The organism is Janthinobacterium sp. CG_23.4 (assembly GCF_029892305.1).
GTDB lineage: Bacteria > Pseudomonadota > Gammaproteobacteria > Burkholderiales > Burkholderiaceae_D > Janthinobacterium > Janthinobacterium lividum_D.
Genome location: NZ_JARXUX010000001.1, coordinates 905,534 through 928,933 on the forward strand (window position 1 = coordinate 905,534; position 23,400 = coordinate 928,933).

The following is a 23,400-nucleotide window of genomic DNA, read 5'->3' on the forward strand; positions in this document are numbered from 1 at the left end:
CTCTCTTTTTTCGACAGCGGCAAGGCGGCGGCCAATGAAGGTCTTTTGATCTTCATTGGCCCTTCATGTCGCTCGCTTCCTTGCTGTCCGATTTCTCCGACCATCTTCAATCCGACCAGTTTCGGCTTAGCGCCCGCCATCCTGATCATCCGATGGCGTTTCAACGTCGCCGCAAACTGCCGCTGCCATCCTTGGTGGCGCTCATGCTCACCGGCATGCGCAAGAGCGTGCAAACCGAACTTGATGAATTCTTTGGCCATCTGCAACAGCAGGCGCAACTGACGCACCAGGTGAGCGCCCAGGCTTTCGCTCAGGCACGCTCAAAACTTGCCACCACGGCCATGCCAGAGCTTAACGACTGGCTCATTGCACAAGCACAGCAGCATGGCTACCTGCCACGCTGGCACGGTTTCAGGCTGGTCGCCGCTGACGCCTCGACCGTTCGCTTTGGCTTGCGCGCCAGCCATGTCAAACGCGCCGCCGTGGCCGATCAACTGGTGTTTGGCTTGTTTCTGCCCGGTGCCGAATTGATGCTCTCGGCCTCGCTATACAGTACCGACGTCGGCGAACGCCAGATGCTGTTCGAACAGCTCGACCGGCTTGGCAAGGATGATCTGCTGTTACTCGACCGAGGCTACCCGTGCTATTGGATGCCTGCCGTATTGAACCAGCGCCACATTGCCTTCTGCATGCGTGTCGAACAGGCGCGCGGTGGCGGCTTTCCCTGCGTCAATCAGTTTCTGAAGTCGGGGCTGCAGGAGCAGATCGTCACGCTGCGGGCGCCGGATCGGCGCGATGCGCTTGACTATGAATGTCCCGCTGAACCGCAGACCGTGCGCCTGATACGCCACGTTGCCTCGACCGGCAAGGTGCGTGTTCTGATGACCAATTTACTAGACGTTGAACAATTCCCTGCCGCATTGTTCGGAGACCTCTACCACCAACGCTGGCGCATTGAGGAAGCCTTCAAGCGCATCAAACACCGCCTCCATCTGGAGCACGTGACGGGACTGTCACAGCAGGCCCTGATGCAGGATCTGGCCGCCAAGGTAATATGCGATAACCTGCAGGCGTTGGCGAGCTGTGCCGCCGGCCAGCAAGATGCATTGCCGACGGACAGACGCATCAACCGCGCCTATGTCCATTCGGTACTCAAGCCGCTCTTGCCATCGTTGCTGCTTGGGCTGGCGGCAGCACACTTGCTTGCCGACGCGCTGGCTCTGATCGCCAAGCGAACGTTTCTACATCGCCCAGGACAATCAAGGTCACGGCAAACCAACGCCTACAAGCCCCATAAATACATGGCCTACAAGGCTGCTTGATGGCAGCCTGTTGCTTAACTTGGGTGGATTGGGGTCCGACCCCAGCCCTTACCGGGTTACTGCACTGTGCTACTTTTACCCCCGGGCAAATAACTTTGGCAGTCTGTAGAATATTTGCTATAATCTACGGCTTCGCGACAAGCGATATGCAGTACACAATGTGAGCAAGCAAGACGCACGCATTGCCTTCAGGAGAGATGGCTGAGCGGCTGAAGGCGCACGCCTGGAAAGCGTGTATAGGGTAATACTCTATCGGGGGTTCGAATCCCCCTCTCTCCGCCACAGACGAAAAAGAAAAAGCTACCCTCGGGTAGCTTTTTTTTCGTCTGTACGCGGAGAGAAGCACGCCCCCTGCGGGGCGTGCGCGGGGGATTCGAAGGGTCGGGCCTACCGGCCCGGCCCGCTCCGAATCGACTGACTGCTGCCGCTGCGCGGCAGCCCCGCGCGCCGTAGGCGCGCGTTTGTGGTTCTAATTAGGTTTCGGCTGAGCAAGTTTCTACGGCGGCCAATGCTAGAGTTCACGGCCAAATGGCAGACCTTGCCCCAGCACCAGAGGCGACATCTTGCGCATGTTCATCTGCGAAATGTGCGGATTGTAGAGGCTTCTGCGTTCAGTAAGCTGGACCTAAATTTATAGGCTCCAAAACCGGCGCTGGCCGCGACCAGGCCTAGTCCATAGAAGCCGAGTCCCCAGCCGTCTCCGATCTGCATGCCTAAATATTTGTTGAAAACCATAGGAAGAACGTACACCAAGGCAAAGCCTACGATACCAAAGATAATGAACCCCATTTTCGAAGCCTCTGCCAACTCCTGACTTGTTGCGCCATAAGTGATATCACCGCGACATCCTTGGCAAACATATGCTCCGATGTTGAATTCGTAATGACAGAGACCGCAACTACTTGTTTTATGCCCCAATTAATTCTCCAGTGTAAATGTTGATTTATGGAAATTATCATAAGTTGCATATGATTTAATTGTCAAGTGGCATTCGAGAGGACGCGATCAATTAGGTACTCCTATGGGATGGCCGGTGTCACGAGGGCCGGGGTCAGGTCCTCCGTTTGGACACGAGCTGATGCATTGAGCACTGCAGAAGCCAGCTTAGTCAGAACCACGAATGCACGTCCCCAGCGCGCGAAGCTGACTGGGCTTCCTCTGCGGGCAGCAATTGGTCGGTTCGAAGAGGGCCTGTAGGTCCGCCCCTTCGAATCCTCTGATAGGCTATGAACCCGTATCGAAAAAGACCTAAAGGCTTCTACTGCACCCAAAGCATCAATCCATGTCCAAATGGCGGACCTGACCCTGGGTCGTTCATTAATCGAAGGAGTGCGTCATGACCACGACCAAAAAATTCCTCCGCTTGCCTGCGGTAATCGAGGCCACCGGCTGGTCCCGTGCCACGATTTGGCGCAAGGTGAAGGCGGGTGTGTTGCCAGCGCCTATTCCCATCGGCCCCAAGTCCATCGCTTGGGACGCAGAGGAGATTGCTCAATGGCAGCAGCGCTGTATTGACGCTAGGCGTGGAGTCGCTTGAAATCGGTAGTTGTCAACAAAGATGTCGCGTCAAGTCATGCAGCTTTTCTTAATTCCTCTGGTGGTTTCCGTTCTGGATTCAGCCAGACTTCATCGTTCAATTCCCAATCCCGCGTAGTCCCGGCCCAGCGCTCAGGATGGCGTTGTTTGGCGGCCTCGTAGACTTGCTTGCGGTATTTTAGGATCGCTCCGTCCCGACCATCATGGCGCTGCGCAGGCGTCACGAATTTCAGGCCGCTGTGCTTGTGCTGATGGTTGTACCACTGCACAAATGACAGCGTCCATTGTCGCGCCTTTTCGATACTTTCAAACGGTTTGCTCGGATAGTTTGGCCGGTATTTGCCCCCTATGTCAGGATAGATGTCGCGTCACTTGAATCACTTTAATCCATCCGGGGGCGGAGCAAAGACGTATAGTGAATCAGTATCCAGCAGAGCGCAAGGAAGCCATCCTTCGGCAAATGATGCCGCCGGAGAACAGGCCGGTATCGGCCTTGGCGAAGGAGAATGGTATCTCGGAACAGACACTTTATACTTGGCGACGAAATCTACAATCTCAGGGAGTGGCGGTGCCGGGAAATGGAAAGAATGCCGTGGTGTGGTCGTCGGCGGATAAATTTGGGGTGGTGCTGGAGACAGCACGCATGAACGAGGCCGAACTGGCTCAATACTGCAGGAGCAAAGGCTTGTTCGTCGAGCAGGTTGCCGATTGGCGCGAGGCCTGCCAGCAGGCCAATGAAGCGCCGGCCGAGCGTCACCGCGAACTGCGCGCGCAAGGCAAAAGCGACCGCAAGGAAATCAAGCAATTGAAGAAGGATTTGCAGCGTAAAGAGAAGGCACTGGCGGAGGCGGCGGCGCTGATCATTCTCAGAAAAAAAGCCCAGGCGATCTGGGGGGAGCCAGAGGACGATTGATCTGCGCCCCAGATCGCCAGCAAGTGATTACGCTAGTTGAAGAAGCTGTTGACGGCGGATGTCGCCGTGCGCAGGCGTGTGGTGCGCTGGAGATCAGCCTTCGAACCTACCAGCGCTGGATGCAGGGCAGTGATGGCAGTCAGGCGGACGGGCGCAAAGGCAGTCGGCGCGTGGCACCGGCCAACAAATTGAGCGAAGAGGAACGCCAGCAGATTGTGAAGGTTGCCAACAGCCCTGAATTTGCCAGTAGTCCACCTAGCCAGATCGTGCCGACCTTGGCTGATCGGGGCGAGTATCTAGCATCAGAATCGACCGTCTACCGGATATTGAAAGACGAGAAGCAGCAGCATCACCGCGGCCGAGCCAAGAAGCCCAGCACAAGGGTCGTCACAAGCCACTGCGCAACCGAGCCGAACCGCTTGTGGGCGTGGGACATCACTTGGCTGCCGACCAGCGTGCGAGGCTTGTATCTTTACTGGTACATGGTTCTTGACGTCTACAGCCGCAAGATCGTCGCGCACGAAGTGAACGTCGCCGAGTCTGCGGAAATGGCGTCGCTGCTGATGCGCAAGGCCAGCTTGGCCGAGGGGCTGGCCGGGCGTGAGGTGGTGCTCCACTCGGATAATGGCAGCTCAATGAAAGGCTCCACAATGTTGGCGACGCTGGAAAAGCTTGGGATCATGCCGTCGTTCAGCAGACCCCGTGTGAGCAACGATAACGCCTACGCCGAGTCGCTGTTCCGGACTTGCAAATACCGGCCAAACTATCCGAGCAAACCGTTTGAAAGTATCGAAAAGGCGCGACAATGGACGCTGTCATTTGTGCAGTGGTACAACCATCAGCACAAGCACAGCGGCCTGAAATTCGTGACGCCTGCGCAGCGCCATGATGGTCGGGACGGAGCGATCCTAAAATACCGCAAGCAAGTCTACGAGGCCGCCAAACAACGCCATCCTGAGCGCTGGGCCGGGACTACGCGGGATTGGGAATTGAACGATGAAGTCTGGCTGAATCCAGAACGGAAACCACCAGAGGAATTAAGAAAAGCTGCATGACTTGACGCGACATCTTTGTTGACAACTACCGTTTGCAAGTCCGGAACAGCGACTCGGCGTAGGCGTTATCGTTGCTCACACGGGGTCTGCTGAACGACGGCATGATCCCAAGCTTTTCCAGCGTCGCCAACATTGTGGAGCCTTTCATTGAGCTGCCATTATCCGAGTGGAGCACCACCTCACGCCCGGCCAGCCCCTCGGCCAAGCTGGCCTTACGCATCAGCAGCGACGCCATTTCCGCAGACTCGGCGACGTTCACTTCGTGCGCGACGATCTTGCGGCTGTAGACGTCAAGAACCATGTACCAGTAAAGATACAAGCCTCGCACGCTGGTCGGCAGCCAAGTGATGTCCCACGCCCACAAGCGGTTCGGCTCGGTTGCGCAGTGGCTTGTGACGACCCTTGTGCTGGGCTTCTTGGCTCGGCCGCGGTGATGCTGCTGCTTCTCGTCTTTCAATATCCGGTAGACGGTCGATTCTGATGCTAGATACTCGCCCCGATCAGCCAAGGTCGGCACGATCTGGCTAGGTGGACTACTGGCAAATTCAGGGCTGTTGGCAACCTTCACAATCTGCTGGCGTTCCTCTTCGCTCAATTTGTTGGCCGGTGCCACGCGCCGACTGCCTTTGCGCCCGTCCGCCTGACTGCCATCACTGCCCTGCATCCAGCGCTGGTAGGTTCGAAGGCTGATCTCCAGCGCACCACACGCCTGCGCACGGCGACATCCGCCGTCAACAGCTTCTTCAACTAGCGTAATCACTTGCTGGCGATCTGGGGCGCAGATCAATCGTCCTCTGGCTCCCCCCAGATCGCCTGGGCTTTTTTTCTGAGAATGATCAGCGCCGCCGCCTCCGCCAGTGCCTTCTCTTTACGCTGCAAATCCTTCTTCAATTGCTTGATTTCCTTGCGGTCGCTTTTGCCTTGCGCGCGCAGTTCGCGGTGACGCTCGGCCGGCGCTTCATTGGCCTGCTGGCAGGCCTCGCGCCAATCGGCAACCTGCTCGACGAACAAGCCTTTGCTCCTGCAGTATTGAGCCAGTTCGGCCTCGTTCATGCGTGCTGTCTCCAGCACCACCCCAAATTTATCCGCCGACGACCACACCACGGCATTCTTTCCATTTCCCGGCACCGCCACTCCCTGAGATTGTAGATTTCGTCGCCAAGTATAAAGTGTCTGTTCCGAGATACCATTCTCCTTCGCCAAGGCCGATACCGGCCTGTTCTCCTGCGGCATCATTTGCCGAAGGATGGCTTCCTTGCGCTCTGCTGGATACTGATTCACTATACGTCTTTGCTCCGCCCCCGGATGGATTAAAGTGATTCAAGTGACGCGACATCTATCCTGACATAGGGGGTTGTCGACCCTCGTTGGCAAGCTCAATGAGTGCTAGGGACGTAATTCACACTCGCTGGGATGCAAGTCCGGAAATGGACCGACACAGGGACTGTAGGATCTACAAACGACAAAGCCAACCTTGGATGGTTGGCGTTGCGTAAAAATTTTCTTAGTGGTAGGGTGGAATCGAATCACCAACATAAAGTTTTTCAATCTTTAGATCGAATGGATCATTTTTGCAATAATCTATAGTCCAATTAGCAACTTTACAGTGAGGGCATAATTGAGGGTATTCATCAATCTACAATTCATCCCAATCAGCCATCCATAAGCATTTCCAGCTATTATTCGAATCCCCCCTCTCGCTACGCAACGCGCAGACGCAAAAAACCCGCCGAAGCGGGTTTTTCACTCTACAGCCCAGCCTAAAGCTTAGAACTGGTTCATGGTGTTGTCTTTACCAGCCGCCTTCAGCGCCGCTTCGCCGCTGAAGTAATCCTTGTGATCGTCGCCGATGTCCGAACCGGACATGTTTTGATGTTTCACGCAGGCGATGCCCTGGCGGATTTCCTTGCGCTGCACGCCAGCCACGTAGCCCAGCATGCCCTGGTCGCCGAAGTATTCCTTGGCCAGGTTGTCGGTCGACAAGGCGGCCGTGTGGTAGGTTGGCAGGGTGATCAGGTGATGGAAGATGCCGGCTTCGCGGGCCGAATCGGCCTGGAAGGTACGGATTTTCTCGTCGGCCGTGATCGCCAATTCCGTCTGGTCGTATTCCACGCTCATCAGCTGGGCGCGTTCGTAGGCGGACACGTCCTTGCCGTCGGCCTTCATGATGTCATACACCTGCTGGCGGAAGTTCAGCGTCCAGTTGAACGATGGGCTGTTGTTGTACACCAGCTTGGCGTTCGGGATGACCTTGCGGATTTCGCTGACCATGCCGCCGATTTGCGCGATATGCGGTTTTTCTGTTTCGATCCACAGCAGGTCGGCACCGTTTTGCAGCGAGGTGATGCAGTCGAGCACGCAACGCTCTTCGCCGGTGCCGGCGCGGAACTGGAACAGGTTGCTTGGCAGGCGTTTTGGACGCAGCAGCTTGCCTTCGCGCTTGATGATGACGTCGCCATTGCCCAGCGCGTCGGCCGACACTTCTTCGCAGTCGAGGAAGGAGTTGTATTGGTCGCCCAGGTCGCCTGCTTCAGTCGTGACAGCGATCTGTTTGGTCAGGCCGGCGCCCAGCGAATCGGTGCGGGCGACGATGATGCCGTCGTCCACGCCCAGTTCCAGGAAAGCGTAGCGGATGGCGCGGATCTTGGCCAGGAAGTCTTCGTGCGGCACCGTGACTTTACCGTCTTGATGGCCGCATTGTTTCTCGTCGGACACCTGGTTTTCGATCTGGATGCAGCAGGCACCCGCTTCGATGAACTGTTTCGCCAGCAGATAAGTGGCTTCGGCATTGCCGAAACCGGCGTCGATGTCGGCGATGATGGGCACGACGTGGGTGACGTGGCCGTCGATCTTGGCCTGGATCGCTTGCTTGTCAGCACCTTGGGCCGCGTCCAGTTGGCGGAACAGGCCGCCCAGTTCGCGCGCATCGGCTTGGCGCAGGAAGGTGTACAGCTCGCGGATCAAGCTGGTGACAGCGGTTTTTTCATGCATGGACTGGTCTGGCAGCGGGCCGAACTCGGAGCGCAGGGCGGCGACCATCCAGCCGGACAGGTAGAGGTAGCGGCGGTCGGTGCTGTTGAAGTGCTTCTTGATCGAGATCATCTTTTGTTGACCGATGAAACCGTGCCAGCAACCGAGCGACTGAGTGTATTTGGATGGGTCTGCATCGTAGGCAGCCATGTCGTTGCGCATGATCTTGGCCGTGTAACGGGCGATGTCCAGGCCGGTCTTGAACTTGTTCTGGGCGCGCATACGGGCGGCGGACTCGGGGTTGATCGCATTCCATGCGCTACCTTGTTGCTCTTTCAAACCGGCAACAGCCTTGATGTCGTCTTGATATTGGGACATGTGTATCTCCTAAAGAAAAACTAAGTTTGAGAAAATCGTCGAGTACGCCGCTATGTGTTTTGATGCGAACTGCATGACTAAATAGTAGGCCGATTGACACCGATGTTCAAGTCTTATATAAGACATATAACTTAAATTTATTCTTTATTTTTCAATGACTTAATTTATATTTTTCGCGATATGGAATGTTTTTTCAAAAAGTGAGAGCGTGAGTGGCTGAGTTTGATGTTCAGGATTTCGCGATGTGAAACGCCTTTTCAGATTTTGGTGCAGCGCGATAAATCGGCGCCAAAAAAAGGCCACCCGAAGGTGGCGCTGGCCGCAGGCGGCTGGTTTAGCGTCCGACCGTCTGGCGCTGGTCCTTGATGAAGAGCGCCGTCAGCATGCCGATCATGCACACGCCGATCACATAATACGCGGGGCCCAACACGTTGTTTTTCAGCATCAGAGTGACGACCACGGGCGTCAGGCCGCCGAAAATCGCATACGACAAATTATAGGAAAACGACAGCCCCGAAAAGCGCACCTGGGCCGGGAACGCTTGCACCAGCACGTAGGGCACGGCGCCAACGACGCCAACGCACAGGCCCGTTATCGCGTACAGCGGCAGCAGCAGGTCGGGACGGCTGCCGATGGTGGTGTAGAAAGTATACGTGGAAATGGCCAGCAGCAGGGAGCCGACGAAGATCACGCGCTTGCCGCCCAGGCGGTCGGCCAGCATGCCGGAGATGATGCAACCGGTGGCCAGGCACAGGGTCGCCAGGCTATTGGCGAGCAGGGTGGTGCGCGGGGCGATGTGGTGGAGTTTTTGCAGCAGGGCTGGCGTCATCAAAATGACGACGATGATGCCGGCCGACAGCATCCAGGTCAGCAGCATCGATACGGCGATGGCGCCGCGGTGGCTGCGCAGCACCGCTTTCAAAGGCATTTCCGTCGACAGCGCCTTGCGCTGCTGCATTTCCGCGAAGACCGGCGTTTCATGCAGCCAGCGGCGCAGATACATGGCGCCAAAACCAAAGACGCCACCCAGCAGGAAGGGATAGCGCCAGGCGCCATCGGTGATTTCCTGCGGGGTGTAGATGGTGTTCAAGCCTGTCGCCACGAGCGAACCGAGCAAGATGCCCACCGTCAGGCCGGACGTCAGCACGCCGCAGGCCAAGCCGGTGAAACGGCTGGGTACGTGTTCGGACACAAACACCCAGGCGCCCGGCACTTCACCACCCACGGCGGCGCCCTGGAAGACGCGCATCAGCAGCAGCAGCAGCGGGGCGGCCAGGCCGATGCTGGCGTAGGTGGGCAGCAGACCGATCAGCAGGGTCGGCACCGCCATCATCAAGATGGAGAGAGTGAACATGCGCTTGCGGCCCAGCAAGTCGCCGAAGTGGGCCATGATGATGCCGCCCAGCGGACGCACCACGTAGCCGGCGGCGAAGATGCCGAAGGTTTGCAGCAAACGCAGCCATTCGGGCATTTCCGGCGGGAAGAACAATTGGCCGATGGCGTTGGCAAAGAAAACGAAGATGATGAAATCGTAGAATTCCAGCGCGCCGCCCAAGGCGGACAGCGACAGGGTTTTATAGTCTTGTGAGTTGAGGGGGCGGCTTGCGGCGTTGCTTGCGGCGGTGTTGGAAGTAGGCATGTGTCTCGTTCTTATGTTTTATGGAATATTGCCATCCAAGCATACTCATTTCCGCCGCTTGAGTAAATGCTAACGCAAGGGGCCGTGCGCGGGGGGCTCCCTGGTGATACTGAATACAACGCCGCTATCATCAGTGTTGACTTCATTGGAAAAAATAAGGTATGCAGCGCATGATCGTGGGCAGCCATCAAGGCCTGGACATCGCGCGCCGTCTGATCGAACGCGCCTTCTACGCTGTCGAGGCCAGCGGCGCGCAACGGCTGTTCCTGGCGTCGAGCAGCAAGCTGGCGCCCGCCATCGGCCTAGCTGAAAGCAGCGGTTTTACGCGTGTGGCGCGGCCCGCACGCCAGCGTCATCGGCTGGAATTTCTGCAAGAATTAGTTGCGCTGATGCGCAGCGAAACTTGCAGCTTGTACAATGGCGCGCAGCGATTGCGTCCTTTTTTGATACCTGTGAAAAATCCCATGCCTGCTTGCCGCCTGCTGTCCTGTCTTGCCGCTCTCTTGCTGTGTGCTTGCGCCAGCGTCGGTCCATCCACGCCATCGGCGGCTGAGGCGCAAGCGTTCGAGCGTGCCGCCCAGCAAGACAGCCTGCGCAGCGAATGCGACTGGAACGTGAGCTATGCGCCCGTCGCGCCCAAGGACGCCAGCCTGGCACAGCTGCAGGCCATCGCCACGGCGCGCCTGGCGGCCTTGCAGCTGGCACCCGCCTGGACCCTGGCCATGCCCGGCAGCGAGGCGCATGCCTTTAGCGACTCGGCGCAAGACCGCGCCGGGCTGCAATTGTTGCTGAGTATCGTTTTGCCCGCCATGGAACGCTACCCGGCCGGCGTCTTCGCTCGCACAGGCTTGCACCACGTCGTCCTGGTCAAGGATTTGAGCGTGGACGGCCAGCGCCGCCTGGCCATGCCGGCGCCCGAGATCGACAGCGTCGTCTACGCCGACAACCTGCTGGCCGCGATGTGCCCATCGGGCATGGAGCTGCGCGTGCACCACGAGTATTACCACTTCATCGAATACCGCCTGTTCAACGATTTCTATTACCGCGACCCCGCCTGGCTGGCCCTGAACCCACCCGGCACGGCCTACGGCCAGGGCGGCGCCACGGCCTACGGCAAGGGCTTCCAAAACCTGGGCCACCCGCAAGCGGGAATCGTCAGCCTGTACGCCGCGTATGGGCCCGAGGAAGACAAGGCCGAAGTGTTCGGCTGGATGATGACGCCTGCGTATGCGCGACGACTGGAGCAATGGACGAAGCTTGATCCCGCTTTGCTGGCGAAGCGGCAAAGCTTGATGGAAGTATTGGGACGCTGGGCCGGTTCTTACTAAATATCAAGTATTTCCCCTCCATCGCGTGGCATTGTCGCTTTTCCTGCTGGTTGAAACACCAGAGCGCATAAGGAGAGTGCCGTGGATGATGACGCGTCGGTATCGGGTGCCCAGCGCCCCTTGCGCCTACGCCTGGGGTGGGCGCCCAAAGTGCCTCCCGGTGCGCTGATACCGCAGCATATCGCTGGCAGCGAGGCCATTTGTGGTGGCATCGAATACCGCGTGCTGTGCTTTTCGACGCATGCCGATCTGCCTTTGAGCAGCTTGATTGCCTTGCCCGCCGCGCTCGATATTGTCACCGACCAAGGGCAGTTGCGCAGCATCTGCGGCCTGGTCACGCAAGCGAGTGCCGGTGACAGCGATGGCGCGCTGGCCAGCTACCAGCTGGTGCTGACAGATGCCTTGTCTATCATGGAAAAACGCTGCAATACCCGCGTCTTCCGGCGCCTGACGGATATCGACATCGTCAAAATCCTGCTCGACGAATGGATACGCAGCAATACCGTGCTGGCGCACGCCTTCCAGTATGCGTTTGCCGATTTCTTCGAGGCGCAAACGTATCCGCAGCGCGAGTTTGTCATGCAGCACAATGAATCCGATGCGGCCTTCGTGCGGCGCCTGCTCAAGCGCAGCGGCGTCGCCTGGTTTTTTCGTGCCGAGGGTAATACGCATGCACATGCCGAGCCAGCGCATACCCTGGTGTTGTTCAACCATGCCGATGGCTTGCGCAAGAACGTGGCGGGCAGCGTGCGCTATCACGCAGACCGTGCGACGGAACAGCGCGACACCCTGACGTCGTGGAGCGAAGTGCGCAAGCTGCAGGCGGGCAAGGTAACGCGGCATAGCTGGAATGAACAACACCCGCGTGCGCGGCCGTTCATGACTGCCGATGCCCTGGGGCGTGGGCAGCAGGGCATGCATGGTAACGCCATTTCCGCCACGCTCGATGATTACCGCGTACTGCCACCGCGCGCAGGCAGCGATCATGACGCCTTGTGCCAGCTGGGCATGCTGGCCATGCAGCAGCACGATTACGCAAGCCATTGCTTTCATGCCGAAGGCAGCGTACGCGACCTGTGCCCGGGCGAATACTTCAGCCTGGCCGAGCACCCCGACATCGACACCTTGCCAGCGGCCGAGCGCGATTTTGTCGTCACAACGCTGCAGGTAGCGGCGCAAAACAATTTACCGAGGGAGCTTGCCGCCAGGGTGGCACGCCTGTTTGCGCGCAACCGCTGGCTGGCCGATAAGACATCGCTGCCGCAGTGCGACGTGGCGGCGCTCGACGATGGCCCCTTGCGCATGCATATTGAACTGACTGCCGTGCGGCGCGGCGTACCCATCGTCCCCGCCTATGACACGCGCACCGACTTGCCGCCAGTTCCCCTACAAAGCGCCGTGGTGGTGGGGCCGGCGAATGAAGAAGTCTATTGCGATGCGATGGGCCGGGTCAAGGTGCGTTTTCCCGCCACGCGCAAGCTGGACCACGCGCATGCAGGCGGCACGGGCGCCCTTGACACGGATGCCGATTCGGCCTGGGTGCGCGTCGCATCGAGCTGGGCCGGTAACGGGCCTGGCAGCATGCAGCAATGCGGCTACCTGGGCTTGCCGCGCGTGGGCAGCGAAGTGTTGCTGGACTTTCTCGGCGGCGACCCGGACCGGCCGATTATCGTGGGCCAGTTGTATAACCACAGTGCGCAGCCGGTTGCCTTGAGCAAGACGGGCGATTTGCCCGGCAACCGCTATTTGTCCGGCATCAGGAGCCGCGAAATCAAGGGCACGCGCGGTAACCAGCTGCGCTTCGATGATGTGCATGGGCAGATCAACGCTCAGCTCGCCAGCGATCATGCTTCCAGCCAGCTGAACTTGGGCTGGCTGACGCAGGACCGGCGCAATGGGCAGGGTGACGCACGCGGCGAGGGCGCCGAGCTGCGCACCGACGAGCAGTTGGCGATGCGGGCAGGCAAGGGCATGCTGATCTCGGCCTGGAAGCGCCTGAACGGCGATGGCGGGCAGATGGCGCGCAGCGAATATCTGGGCTTGATGGAAAACTGCCTGGAACTGTTTCGCTCGCTGGGCAGCTATGCGGCCACGCACCAGGCGCTGGAGAACGCGGACGAAGCGCAGCAGGAGTTGCAGCAAAGCTTGAAAAGCTGGGAGGGCGGCAGCAATACGCAGCCCCGTGCCGAACTGGGCGGTGCGGCGGCGATTGCCGTCACGGCGCCGGCCGGTATCAGCTTTGCCAGTTCAAAGGCCATCGTCAGCTATGCCTCCAGCAATATCGATACGGTGGCGCAGCAGCATTTGCAAGCGGTGGCTGGCCAGCGCTACAGCGTGAACGCGGGCAAGGGCATTTCCTTGTTTTCCCACGCGGACGGTATCCGCGCCATCGCCCACCATGGCAAGTTTTTGCTGCAAAGCCAGCACGACGACATGCAACTGAATGCGGGGAAAAACCTGAAGCTCACCGCCAGCGAGGGCAAGCTGACGGGCATGGCCGATGAAATCGTGCTCATTTCCAAGCATGGCGCTTTTATCCGCATCGCCGAAGGCATCACCTTTGGCTGCAAGTCGCCGCTGAACTTCAACGCGCCCAACTTTGTCTTCAATGACCCGCAAAGCATGGAGGTGCAATTGCCAAGCTTTGCCGAGGGCAAGGCCGACCAGCAATTCATTTTTCAATACGAGGGCGACGACAGCCCTGTCGACGGCGTGCCGCAACAACCGCAACTGGCACCGCAGGCGCACTTTGCCGTGAAGCTGGAAGATGGCTCGGCGGCCGACGGCCGCAGTGACGGGGACGGCAAGACGCAGGTGCTGGAGCGCGCGGCGATGCATCTGGCCGCTATCAAAGTGTTCAACAACAAGGATTGATGACGCCAGGAGAGTGCGATGGGCAGCTACCCGAAAGTGCCGTACACAGTGGGCGACGACGTGGCGCTCCTGCATTGCGAACGCAGCGTCTGCAAGAAGGTCAAGATACGCCGTAACCTGCCGGGCAATATCATCGTCATCCATGGCGTCAACGATGTGGGCGTCAGCTACAAGGCGGTGGAAGACGGCTTGTGCACCGGCCTGGCCGCCAGGCTGGGGCGGCCATTCACACCGGCCACCTACCGAATGCCTGTGGCAGCCGACAAGGACAAGTTGGAAGACGATCCCGACGCCGTCTTCTTCAAACGCACCATAGCCAAGGAGACCAATAGCCCCGTGATTCCGTTTTACTGGGGCTACCGTGAAGTGGACGCGAAATGCCGCACCGTCAACGGCCAGTTCGTCGACCGTTACGGCAACCGGCTGGACAAGGACCTGTCCAAGGAAGGCGGCCCGTTTGGCAACGCCACCAGCAGCTTGCCCGACATGTGGCGTCCGGGCATATATGCACCTGTGGACCCCATGGGCGATGCCTTGCGCCCACTGAAGACAGCACCTGGGCGTATGTATATGGTGCTGGCGGCCCAGCGCCTGGCCGCGCTCATTGCCATGATCCGCGATTACGACGCGGATGATACCGTCAGCATCGTTGCGCACAGCCAGGGTTGCCTGCTGTCGCTGTTGGCGCAAGCCATGCTGATGGAGAAAGGGTTGGCGCCAGCCGATAATTTGATACTCACGCATCCACCGTACAGCCTGGTGGACAGCCTGCCTCTGTTGATGCGAGGTGCTGCCTGGTTCGATGGCGGCGAGGATGCGGCGATGAAGCCCTATTACCATTTGCTCAGCGGCGCACAGACCATGGGGGCGCGCCTGAAGACCTTGGTAAATATAGTTGCGGGCGTGGCGAAGGGTGGCGGACAGGCTTGCCAGCCGTCGTTTGCCGACTTGAAAAAGGATGAACATCGCGGCATGGTCGGCAGCCGCTGGCAGAGCGCGGAAGACCGCGACAATCGCCGCAAGGTTTATCTGTATTTCTGCCCAGAAGACATGACGGTGGCGCTCGATAACATCCAGGGCATAGGCTGGGATGGCGTGCCCGATCATGCACTGGGAAGTGAATTGGTGGAAGAAGAGGAGACCTCGAGTCTTGATGGCTACAGTATTTCCTCCGGACATACCAAGATGGTGGAACACAAGCAGGTACGCGGCGCGCTGGCGGAACTGGGCGGCAGATTCTATCAACGGGTATTCAGCGACAAGACCAGGCTAGATACGGCCACGGGCAAGACCACGCTGTCATTGGTAGGCAAGCCGCCTCCTTTTGACTTTGCGTTGCGCTTGCCGAGGGAAACTGAGCAGTCGCATGTGGAAGTTTCTCTACGAAAACACCGCGCACAACATCAAGCGGTGGCCTGGCCTGTCAACACACGGTTGAGCAAGATGGAGCAGCGCAATGGCATGCGCACCATTACGGGCGAAGCATTGAAGCAGATGGTGGCCGCCGACTTGCGCGGCACGTCGCAAATCGATCCGGCGAATATCCCGGCTACGTCCATGATGCGAAACCGGAAACCTGAAGAACAGGGACCTGCGGAGGAAGTTGATCCTTGCGATGCGACTGTTGCGTTGACAAGTGGCACTGGCATGCAGCTACGCAGTGAATATCGTCCAGATCCCGGCGGATATCAAAAGTTTCCCGAACGGTTAGAAAACCTCAGCCTACGAGAGCTCGCATTGATGACGGCAAGCTACAACAAGGAAAAAGGACTGGATGTGAAAGACAAGCTCGATCAACGTGAAATTGTCTCGGCGCAACGCTACCCTGACAGTAATGTCGTGGCGAAAATTCAGGAAAGTCCGAATGAGGCGCGCTTGCGTTGGCAGCGCGAAGTCAGTGCCAAGTCCTTCCACAGTTCGATTATCGGCAGCGCCAAAAATCACAGCCAGGTGACGGCGTATGACGTGGCCATTGGCAGCGGTAAGGCGTCGTCGGATCCGCAGTTTTATGCGTATTTATGTACGGTGGCGGATTGGCGGGTAAAGGACCTAAAGAACGGCGATAAAGGACGTCAGGGAATACGGATAAAAGAACAGTTCATATTGGAGTTTGCGCCATATTTATCCGTAGAACCCGGATGGAGAAGTGCGGCGATCAATGGCAGCATTGACTATTACAACACAGGAGTCTTGCCTGTAGGATTGCCCTTGCTATCAGGGCCGTTGTGGAAAATTGTAGTGTCACAAACCAAAAATATGAAGGTAGTGAGTACTGAACGAAAAAAGCAAAATAAATGAATTGTCGAAGCCTCGTCAGTAGCAACATGCTTTGACTAATTATTGTTTCTCCGGAACTGCAAACCAAAAGGTGAGAGCCATGATGACGCTTCGGTGGTTGGGAATGTCGATAGTTGTTGTAATTGTATTTTTTGGTTTGTTGTGGCTCAATGCTTTATCGAAGAGCCAGGCGCGTGAAATTGCATTACAGGTTCAGGAAAAACAACCAAAGAAACCGCTGGAGCCACGGCAAGAGTATGTGCTGGAAGTGATCGGATTGGGTGTGACGCTGGACAAATATCGGCAGGGTAAATTGTGGAGAGCCTTGCAAAAAGGAAGTCCTTACACGAGCATACGCGAACAAGATCCCAAGAAGTATCCGTGGACGGGCGATGACAAGAATGGCTACGGCGGTAGCAGAGCCTACGATGCGCTGGAAAATGGCATCAATTTCACACCGATGTATTGGAACCTGCCCTCGTTTTATGCGGGTACACCCATTCTTGACCCGACTGCACAACCGAGCTTGATAGAGCCGATGGCGGGACTCGTGGCTGGCGCGGCTACGGGGGGCATGCCCATGCATCTATTTTCCGTGGCTTCCTGGAAGCTCGATGAGCATCCTGATCAATTGCTGATTGATGTGTTTGATTTTTTCGATAAGCATCCTGACGTACCTTACGTCGCCTTACACTCCGAGGATAGCGTCGGCACGCGAGATGGCAACCGCAAGCCAGGCACTGCAAGGAAATTGGTAAATGGATATTTTATTCCAGATATGCCTGATGCCACGGCAGTATTTGTCCTCGCGCGCCGTGAACGCATAGAACCGTTGCGCCCTTTTGTATGGGATGACCCGGAGAATAAGTTCGTCCATGAAAAACTGCGTGTTATGTATTACGACGTCATGCAGGCGCTGCCTTCACGCGCGAAACAGCAGCGACCCGAAGCCTTCAGCGAGCGTCAACCCACCGTCGCCGAATGGCTCGCCGCTGCCGCCGCCTTCGCCCAGCGGCCCGATATCCGCGGCGTCGGCTTGCATACCTTCGACAGGCTCAATCCTTGGGAAAATCATCCCCCGCGCGACTGGAAACCGACGCCGTGGTTTCCCATTCCGTGGAACCGGGAGCAGATGGAAACCTTCGACCGCCTGCCTTCGTTCGGTTTCGTGCACCGGCCCGTATTCGTCAAGTTCGCCGATGAAGAGGGCAAGCCCGTCACGCGGCGCGATGCGCGGCAGAAGTTGTTTAATGCGGGCTGGCAGCAGGCATTACAAACTTTACCCGAGGCAGAGCGCGCCAAGGGCGCGGCGCGCATCGTGGCCGGCACTGGCAAGCAGCCAGAACAGTTGCTGATGTTAGACAGCATGCTGCACGACTACGCGGCGCAGGGCGGGCCGGAAATCGACAGCGGCAAGAGCGCGCAGTTCATCAATACGGATCTTCGCCTGGGCAACACGGGCGCAGCTACCTGGTTCATGCAGATGGCCATCGGCGTGATTGGCAGCTATCGCGACGGTGGTGCCAGTGCGGCGATTAACTTGCGCGACCGCAATGAGGCCAGCATCATCTTCATCACGCCGCCATCGGACGCCAAACGCCAGCAGCAGGACATCAATGGCGATATTTTCCGTAGCCGCATCACGCCGGCCATCGACCCGGCCAACTATGCGGCGCCATCGGTGGACGCCATCCTGGAAAGCTCGGCGGCCAAGTAGAAAGGAGGCAGCATGCGCAAAGTCATCCGTTTGGGCGACGCCACCTCGCACGGCGGCAAGGTGCTTAGTTGTGCCGCCACACATTTTACGGTGCATGGGATTGCTGTCGCCTGCGTCGGGGACTTGTGCAGCTGCCCCATCAAGGGGCATCAGGGCTGCAAGATTGCCAGTGGCTCGTCCAGGCATAGCATCAACGGTATTGCCATCGCTTTCGAAGGCGACAGCACCACTTGTGGCGCCAAGTTGCTCGCTGGTGGCGTCAACTTGCGCACGTCCTGACGTCCGCTCCTCCTAGTATTTCATGGTAACTATATAATCTGCGCTTGGGCGACACCCGCCCCTGAACTCGGATTGAAGGAATGCCATGCCAGTATCGCTGCCAAGATATATCGTGCGCCTCTTTGCGCTGTGGCTAGTAGCGGCCACGTGCCTGTCTGCCAGTGCCGCCGAGGTGGTGGCGGTGGATGCACCGCAGCGCGCGTCCTTGCTGGACTTTTATAAGCAGCAATATCCGGGCGCGCCGGCTGCGCGCACCGTGTTCGAAAGCGTGCCTGTGGTGGGTAGCCGTGGCAGCGAAGTGGTGGGCAGCGTGGAAACGCCGCCGTATCGCGGTCATGGCGCGCTGTGCCGGGCGCAGCGCAGCAAGTTCGTGCTGCACGGCGAGGGCAAGCAGGCGCGCTGGCAAGAGGCGGGCATCGAGTATTACGCCTGGCTGGACCGTGGCACCTGCCGCGCGGTGGCCGAACCCGTGCGCATGCTGCAGCGCATTGCCGATGCCGAACTTGAAGGCGTGTTGTTACACCAGAAGCCGTTGCTGGAACGGGCGCGATTACTGATGGCAGGCAATACCGCCTGCGCCCCCTTGCGCGCGCTGAAGTTTGTGCTGGCGGCCGTCGATGTGGGCGCCGCTGCGCCGCGTGCCGAAGAGCGCTATGCACTAGTGTTCAAGAGTGACCGCGACAGCTACGCCCGCGTCTGGCTGCGCAAGAGCGGCGCCCAGTATGACGCCTGGGATGTGACTTGCCCGCCAGTGCTGTAAGCTGCGCATCCTCGATTTATTTTTTGACTGTTGCAACCATGAACCAGAATTCCACTTCCGCCCGCAGCTGGGGCACCATCGTCACGCATAGCGATGAGATGGCCATCATTTACCGCTATGTCGATGCTTTCCATGACGACTGGGATTTGTCGTCGCAGCCGGACCGCATCATCATCGCCTGGCGCTACGAGGACGAGACGGGCATGCCCGCACCGAACGAGCGCGAGCATATGGAAGAGCTGGAAGCGGCGCTGGCACCCGTGGTGGAAGAGGGCGGCTTCGCCACTCTGGCGCTGGTGTCGACGGGTGAGAACTTGCGCGAATGGATTTATTACACGCAGTCGGGCGAAGAGTTCTTCAACCGCCTGAACACGGCGCTGGCGTCGCGCCCGAAATTCCCGATTGAAATTCGCAGCGCGGCCGATCCCGCCTGGTCGACGTATGCGGGTTTCATGGCCGCACTGCCGCCATCGACTTGATCCACTCTGCTGCGCGTCCGCTTGCGACGGTTTTATCCGCCCTCGACCGCATCAGGCCAGCGCGGCCGTCGCGATGCGCGTGGCGGCCGTGATGATGTCCTCGTTGGTGTCGGCGTTTTTCTGTTCGCGCGTGTAGTACACGGCGATGACCAGCGGCGCGCCGCTGGCCGGGTAGGCGACGCCGATATCGTTGACGCTGCCGTAGGCGCCCGAGCCCGTCTTGTCGGCTACCTGCCAGCCAGCAGGCACGCCTGCGCGGATGCGCTTGTCGCCCGTTGTGTTGCCGCGCATCCAGGCGTCCAGTTGCTGGCGCTGCACTGCCGGCAAGCTATGCTCCAATAACAATTGCTGCAAGCTGTGCGCCATCGACGCAGGGCTGGCCGTGTCTCGCACTTCGCCGGGAATGGCGCTATTGAGTTCCGTTTCCCAGCGTTCCAGCTGGAACAGCGTATTGCCGATGCTGCGCGCAAACGCCGTCACCGCCTGCGGCCCGCCTAATAATCTCATCAAGAAATTGGCCGCGCTATTGTCGCTGTACTGCAAGGTGGCGGCGCACAGGTCCGCCACGTTCATGCCCTCGGCCAGGTGCTTCTCCGTGATGGGCGAATAGCTGACCAGCTCTTTCTTTTCGTAACGCACGCGCTGCTCCAGTAAGCCAGGCTGGCTGACGCTGCGGGCCAGCACGGCGGCCGCCAGCATGGCCTTGAAGGTGCTGGCCAAGGGGAAGCGCTCGTCGGCGCGATAGGCAACGCGCTGTGCGCTGCCGTGGCGCCAGGCGGCAACGCCGAGGCGTCCGCCTGCGCCCTGTTCCAGCGCAGCTAACTGCGTCTGGGCGGCGGTGACGCCGGTGGCGGGCGCGGCAAACAGCAGTGGTGTCGGGCATAGCAGGGCTGCGCCGCTGGCCAGCACAAGGTGGCGGCGGACGAGGTTTGGCGATTCAGTCATGGTCGGTCGGTGTTGTTGGTGTTGTAGGTGTTGTAGGTTTGGCGAGGGTGGCCATGAGTTCGCCGATGGCGAGCAGGTTGGCTGGTTTGGTCAAGTGGTGATCGAAGCCTGCCGCGCTCGATTGGCTGCGGTCGTTTTCGGCGTCCCAGCCCGTCAATGCGACGAGCACGACGTTGGCGCAGGCCGGTATCTGGCGCAACGCGCGCGCCACCTCGTAGCCGTTCATGCCGGGCAAGCCGATGTCGAGAAAGATGATGTCTGGCAAAAAATGCGACGCCACGGCCAGCGCTTGCGCGCCGTCGTGGGCCACTTGCGTGGCATGGCCCGTCATGTCGAGCACGGCGGCTAGGGTCTCGGCCGCATCGATATTGTCGTCCACCACCAGCACGCGCAAGCGTGCGCTAGCTGTTGTGCTGGCGGGCGCGGCCAGCGTGATGGCTGCGGCGCTCTCCTGCGTCAGCAGGGGCAGGCGTACGCTGAAGGTGCTGCCCAGGCCGGCGCCGGGACTGGCCACCGTCGCGCTGCCGCCATGCAGCTCGGCCAGGCGCCGTACCAGCGACAGGCCGATGCCCAGGCCGCCCTGAGCCCTGCCCATGTTTTGTCCCACCTGGGTAAACATGTCGAAGACGGTGGCGATCGACTCGACGGGAATGCCTACGCCGCTATCCTTGACCTCGATCAATACCTGCTCGCCATCGCGTATCGCGCGCAAGCTGATGTGCCCGCCGGCCGGCGTGTACTTGGCGGCATTATTGAGCAAATTTCCCAGCACTTGCGCCAGTCGCGTGGGGTCGGCATCGAGTGGCAGCGCCTGTGCATCGAGCGCCACCTGCAACTGATGATGACCCGCTTCGATCAAGGGCATGCTCGTTTCCACGGCGCTGGCGATGATGGTTTTCAAGTCCGTGTGTTCGCGCTTGAGTTCGATCTGGCCCCGCGTGATGCGGGCCACGTCCAGCAAATCATTGACCAGATGCACCATTTGATTGACTTGCCGTTCCATCACGTCGCGCACGCGCGCCACGGTGGCGGGCTTGTCAGCGGCCAGGCGCATGATTTGCAAGCCGTTGCGGATGGGCGCCAGCGGGTTACGCAGTTCGTGCGCCAGGGTGGCCAGGAATTCCGTCTTGCGCCTGTCCATCTCGGACAGGTTGTCGGCCAGCTGGCGCAGCTGCTGTTCCGAGCGCTTGCGCTCGCTGATGTCGCTGAACAGCACCGTTAGCAGACGGCTGCCGGGGCCACCCAGGCGCGCGGCGAAGACTTCGAACCAGCGCCCCATGGACACGGCTGCGTTTTCGTAACGCACGGGCTCGCCGGTTTTCAGGACCTGGTCGTACAGGTCGAACCAGTGCTGGTCGTGGTCGGGCACGAAGCTGCGGATGGTCTTGCCGATGGCGTTGTCCAGCCCCGACTGCTTGACGAAGGCGGGGTTGGCTTCCAGGTAGCGCAGGTCGATAGGGTGTCCCTGCTCGTTGTACAGCATTTCGATGACGCAAAAGCCCTGGTCCATCAAGTCGATCAGGGTGCGGTAGCGTTCCTCGCTGCGGCGCAGCGCATCTTCCACCTGTTTCTGGCGCGTGATGTCGAGCAAGACGCCAGGAAATTGCAAGGGCGTGCCATCGGGGGCGTATTCCGCGCGGCCTCGCGCGATGACCGAGCGGTACTGGGCATCGCCGGTAGTGATGCGATAGTTGGCCTCGAACGGCGTGTGCGACTGCACCGCCTGGGTAATCTGCGCACTGACTTGCTCGCGGTCATCGGGATGGATGATATCCAGGTAGCGCGCCAGCGGCGCCGCCTCGTCTGCACCGGCATGCATGGGGAACAAGCGCGCCATATTGCTGTCTGCCGTGACGCGATCGGCCACGATGTCCCAGTTCCAGGTGGCCACGTCACCGGCCTCCAGGGTCAGGCGCAGGGCTTCTTCGTTTTTCTTGCTGGCCGTCAGGTCGAGCGAAATGCCGGACAGGGCGATCACGTTGCCGGCGCCGTCGCTGGTGCAGCTGCCACGCATGTGCGCCCAGTGCAGCGCGCCATCGGGCCAGCGCACGCGGATGTCGATCTCGAAATCGCTGGCGCTGGCGATGGCTGCGTGCACCATCGTTTGCCAGTGCTGCAGGTCGCCGTCGAGTATGGCGCCTGTCAGTCGCGCGTAATCGATGTGGTGCGCTGGCAGCAGCCCCAGATTAGCCTTGAATGCGTCGGAGCCGGCCATGCTGCCGCTGCCCAGGTCGATTTCCCACGTACCCATGCGGCCGCCCTGCATGGCCAGGCGCAGCCGCTGTTCCGTTTGTCGTTGCTGCGTCACGTCGCAATGCGAACCGAGCCATTCAACGATGCTGCCGTCGGGCGCCAGCACCGGCAGCATGCGCACGACCATATTGCGATAGGTGCCGCTGACGTGGCGCAGCCGGTATTGCACTTCGAACACGCTCGTCAGATGCGAGGGCATGACGTAATGCAAGTTGCGGTCGTCCGGATGCAGGGCATTGAGCCAGCCACGGCCCAGCAGTTCGGCTGCGCTCTGGCCAGTGAAGGCGCGCCAGGATGGTTGGTCGGCATCGAACTGACCGAAGGTTTTCGTGCTCCAGACGATGTCGCAATGCGCGCCCAGCAGTAAATGTGCGGCCCGAGCGGCGGCGATGGAGGACGGGAGGGCGTTGCTGGGTTGGCTCGGTTCTGACATGGAGGCGATCGACGATGGTGCAAGGGGGAGGCAGGGGGCCGCGTTGCACTGTAATGGGGCGGCCTTGCAACTCATTTCTAACGATATTACAACTATTTTTACCCTCTTGGCTGCCTTGCAGGACGCTAATACTGCTTTCTGCAAGCCAGCAGAAAAAGTCGCGCTTTACGGCAAATTATCGGGTGAAACAGCAAGGCGAGAACGCTATTGCGGCTGCTATTGTGGCTGATTAACCACTAGTC

Annotated in this window: 16 protein-coding genes, 1 tRNA gene and 1 pseudogene; 12 read left to right on the forward strand and 6 right to left on the reverse strand. The window is 59.3% G+C overall.

All coding sequences use genetic code 11. From position 1 onward, the window contains the following. Positions 1 to 65 precede the first annotated feature (65 nt). From H4V96_RS03980 to H4V96_RS03990, 3 genes are all read left to right on the forward strand, one after another. Complete coding sequence (locus tag H4V96_RS03980; RefSeq protein ID WP_280720712.1) at positions 66 to 1,322, forward strand: IS4 family transposase; 1,257 nt, start codon at positions 66 to 68, stop codon at positions 1,320 to 1,322. Positions 1,323 to 1,513: 191 nt separating this feature from the next. After that, positions 1,514 to 1,604, forward strand: a tRNA-Ser gene (locus tag H4V96_RS03985). Positions 1,605 to 2,658: 1,054 nt separating this feature from the next. Next, complete coding sequence (locus H4V96_RS03990; protein ID WP_034760447.1) at positions 2,659 to 2,859, forward strand: AlpA family transcriptional regulator; 201 nt, start codon at positions 2,659 to 2,661, stop codon at positions 2,857 to 2,859. 34 nt (positions 2,860 to 2,893) lie between these two features. Here H4V96_RS03990 and H4V96_RS03995 read toward each other — a convergent pair whose 3' ends face one another. Next, entirely contained in the window at positions 2,894 to 3,220 is a 327-nt protein-coding gene (locus tag H4V96_RS03995) for an integrase core domain-containing protein (protein ID WP_196857170.1), read from the reverse strand. Between the two features lie 98 nt (positions 3,221 to 3,318). On the opposite strand from H4V96_RS03995, the gene H4V96_RS04000 reads away from it, so the two are divergent. After that, positions 3,319 to 4,826, forward strand: a protein-coding gene (locus H4V96_RS04000) for an IS3 family transposase (RefSeq protein WP_280721166.1) whose coding sequence is annotated in 2 segments (ribosomal slippage) — positions 3,319 to 3,736 and positions 3,736 to 4,826 — 1,509 coding nt in all. Because the reading frame shifts where the segments join, the coding sequence is not laid out codon by codon here. Positions 4,827 to 4,857: 31 nt separating this feature from the next. Here the strand turns inward: H4V96_RS04000 and H4V96_RS04005 are convergent. From H4V96_RS04005 to H4V96_RS04015, 3 genes and pseudogenes are all read right to left on the reverse strand, one after another. Beyond that, positions 4,858 to 6,107: pseudogene (locus H4V96_RS04005) on the reverse strand (IS3 family transposase); the annotation flags it as partial. Positions 6,108 to 6,593: 486 nt separating this feature from the next. Beyond that, a complete protein-coding gene (locus H4V96_RS04010; RefSeq protein WP_070345704.1) occupies positions 6,594 to 8,174 on the reverse strand; it encodes an isocitrate lyase in 1,581 nt (526 codons plus the stop codon). A 334-nt stretch (positions 8,175 to 8,508) separates the two neighbouring features. Next, complete coding sequence (locus H4V96_RS04015) at positions 8,509 to 9,813, reverse strand: MFS transporter (protein WP_196855372.1); 1,305 nt, start codon at positions 9,811 to 9,813, stop codon at positions 8,509 to 8,511. A 161-nt stretch (positions 9,814 to 9,974) separates the two neighbouring features. On the opposite strand from H4V96_RS04015, the gene H4V96_RS04020 reads away from it, so the two are divergent. From H4V96_RS04020 to H4V96_RS04050, 7 genes are all read left to right on the forward strand, one after another. Continuing rightward, positions 9,975 to 11,141: a hypothetical protein gene (locus tag H4V96_RS04020; RefSeq protein WP_196855371.1), complete on the forward strand. Its 1,167-nt coding sequence runs from the start codon at positions 9,975 to 9,977 to the stop codon at positions 11,139 to 11,141. Positions 11,142 to 11,222: 81 nt separating this feature from the next. Beyond that, positions 11,223 to 14,015 (forward strand): type VI secretion system Vgr family protein, encoded by a 2,793-nt coding sequence (locus tag H4V96_RS04025; protein WP_196855370.1) that lies wholly within the window; start codon positions 11,223 to 11,225, stop codon positions 14,013 to 14,015. A gap of 18 nt (positions 14,016 to 14,033) precedes the next feature. Then, complete coding sequence (locus H4V96_RS04030) at positions 14,034 to 16,313, forward strand: DUF3274 domain-containing protein (protein WP_196855369.1); 2,280 nt, start codon at positions 14,034 to 14,036, stop codon at positions 16,311 to 16,313. Between the two features lie 31 nt (positions 16,314 to 16,344). Further along, positions 16,345 to 18,009, forward strand: coding sequence for a DUF2875 family protein (locus H4V96_RS04035; RefSeq protein ID WP_196855368.1), 1,665 nt, complete (start codon positions 16,345 to 16,347; stop codon positions 18,007 to 18,009). A 12-nt stretch (positions 18,010 to 18,021) separates the two neighbouring features. After that, a complete protein-coding gene (locus H4V96_RS04040) occupies positions 18,022 to 18,288 on the forward strand; it encodes a PAAR domain-containing protein (RefSeq protein WP_196855367.1) in 267 nt (88 codons plus the stop codon). 85 nt (positions 18,289 to 18,373) lie between these two features. Then, the gene (locus H4V96_RS04045; protein ID WP_196855366.1) at positions 18,374 to 19,048 is read left to right on the forward strand and encodes a hypothetical protein; all 675 of its coding nucleotides are present in this window, start codon (positions 18,374 to 18,376) and stop codon (positions 19,046 to 19,048) included. A gap of 38 nt (positions 19,049 to 19,086) precedes the next feature. Then, the gene (locus tag H4V96_RS04050) at positions 19,087 to 19,527 is read left to right on the forward strand and encodes a DUF695 domain-containing protein (protein WP_010395353.1); all 441 of its coding nucleotides are present in this window, start codon (positions 19,087 to 19,089) and stop codon (positions 19,525 to 19,527) included. Between the two features lie 51 nt (positions 19,528 to 19,578). Here H4V96_RS04050 and bla read toward each other — a convergent pair whose 3' ends face one another. After that, positions 19,579 to 20,472, reverse strand: a complete 894-nt coding sequence (bla, locus tag H4V96_RS04055; RefSeq protein ID WP_196855365.1) for a class A beta-lactamase — start codon at positions 20,470 to 20,472, stop codon at positions 19,579 to 19,581. Then, positions 20,465 to 23,158, reverse strand: a complete 2,694-nt coding sequence (locus H4V96_RS04060) for a PAS domain-containing protein (RefSeq protein ID WP_196855364.1) — start codon at positions 23,156 to 23,158, stop codon at positions 20,465 to 20,467. The genes bla and H4V96_RS04060 overlap by 8 nt, the downstream gene beginning before the upstream one ends. Here H4V96_RS04060 and H4V96_RS04065 point away from each other — a divergent pair. Further along, positions 23,157 to 23,387, forward strand: a complete 231-nt coding sequence (locus H4V96_RS04065; protein WP_157998700.1) for a hypothetical protein — start codon at positions 23,157 to 23,159, stop codon at positions 23,385 to 23,387. The genes H4V96_RS04060 and H4V96_RS04065 overlap by 2 nt on opposite strands. Positions 23,388 to 23,400: the final 13 nt, after the last annotated feature.

Bases quoted from the DNA above. Each gene is read 5' to 3' on its own strand.
- H4V96_RS04060 (WP_196855364.1), bottom strand. From the start codon at position 23,158: ATGTCAGAACCGAGCCAACCCAGCAACGCCCTCCCGTCCTCCATCGCC.
- H4V96_RS03980 (WP_280720712.1), top strand. From the start codon at position 66: ATGTCGCTCGCTTCCTTGCTGTCCGATTTCTCCGACCATCTTCAATCC.
- H4V96_RS04010 (WP_070345704.1), bottom strand. From the start codon at position 8,174: ATGTCCCAATATCAAGACGACATCAAGGCTGTTGCCGGTTTGAAAGAG.
- H4V96_RS04015 (WP_196855372.1), bottom strand. From the start codon at position 9,813: ATGCCTACTTCCAACACCGCCGCAAGCAACGCCGCAAGCCGCCCCCTC.
- H4V96_RS04040 (WP_196855367.1), top strand. From the start codon at position 18,022: ATGCGCAAAGTCATCCGTTTGGGCGACGCCACCTCGCACGGCGGCAAG.
- bla (WP_196855365.1), bottom strand. From the start codon at position 20,472: ATGACTGAATCGCCAAACCTCGTCCGCCGCCACCTTGTGCTGGCCAGC.
- H4V96_RS04020 (WP_196855371.1), top strand. From the start codon at position 9,975: ATGCAGCGCATGATCGTGGGCAGCCATCAAGGCCTGGACATCGCGCGC.
- H4V96_RS03990 (WP_034760447.1), top strand. From the start codon at position 2,659: ATGACCACGACCAAAAAATTCCTCCGCTTGCCTGCGGTAATCGAGGCC.
- H4V96_RS04030 (WP_196855369.1), top strand. From the start codon at position 14,034: ATGGGCAGCTACCCGAAAGTGCCGTACACAGTGGGCGACGACGTGGCG.
- H4V96_RS04045 (WP_196855366.1), top strand. From the start codon at position 18,374: ATGCCAGTATCGCTGCCAAGATATATCGTGCGCCTCTTTGCGCTGTGG.
- H4V96_RS04065 (WP_157998700.1), top strand. From the start codon at position 23,157: ATGGAGGCGATCGACGATGGTGCAAGGGGGAGGCAGGGGGCCGCGTTG.
- H4V96_RS04050 (WP_010395353.1), top strand. From the start codon at position 19,087: ATGAACCAGAATTCCACTTCCGCCCGCAGCTGGGGCACCATCGTCACG.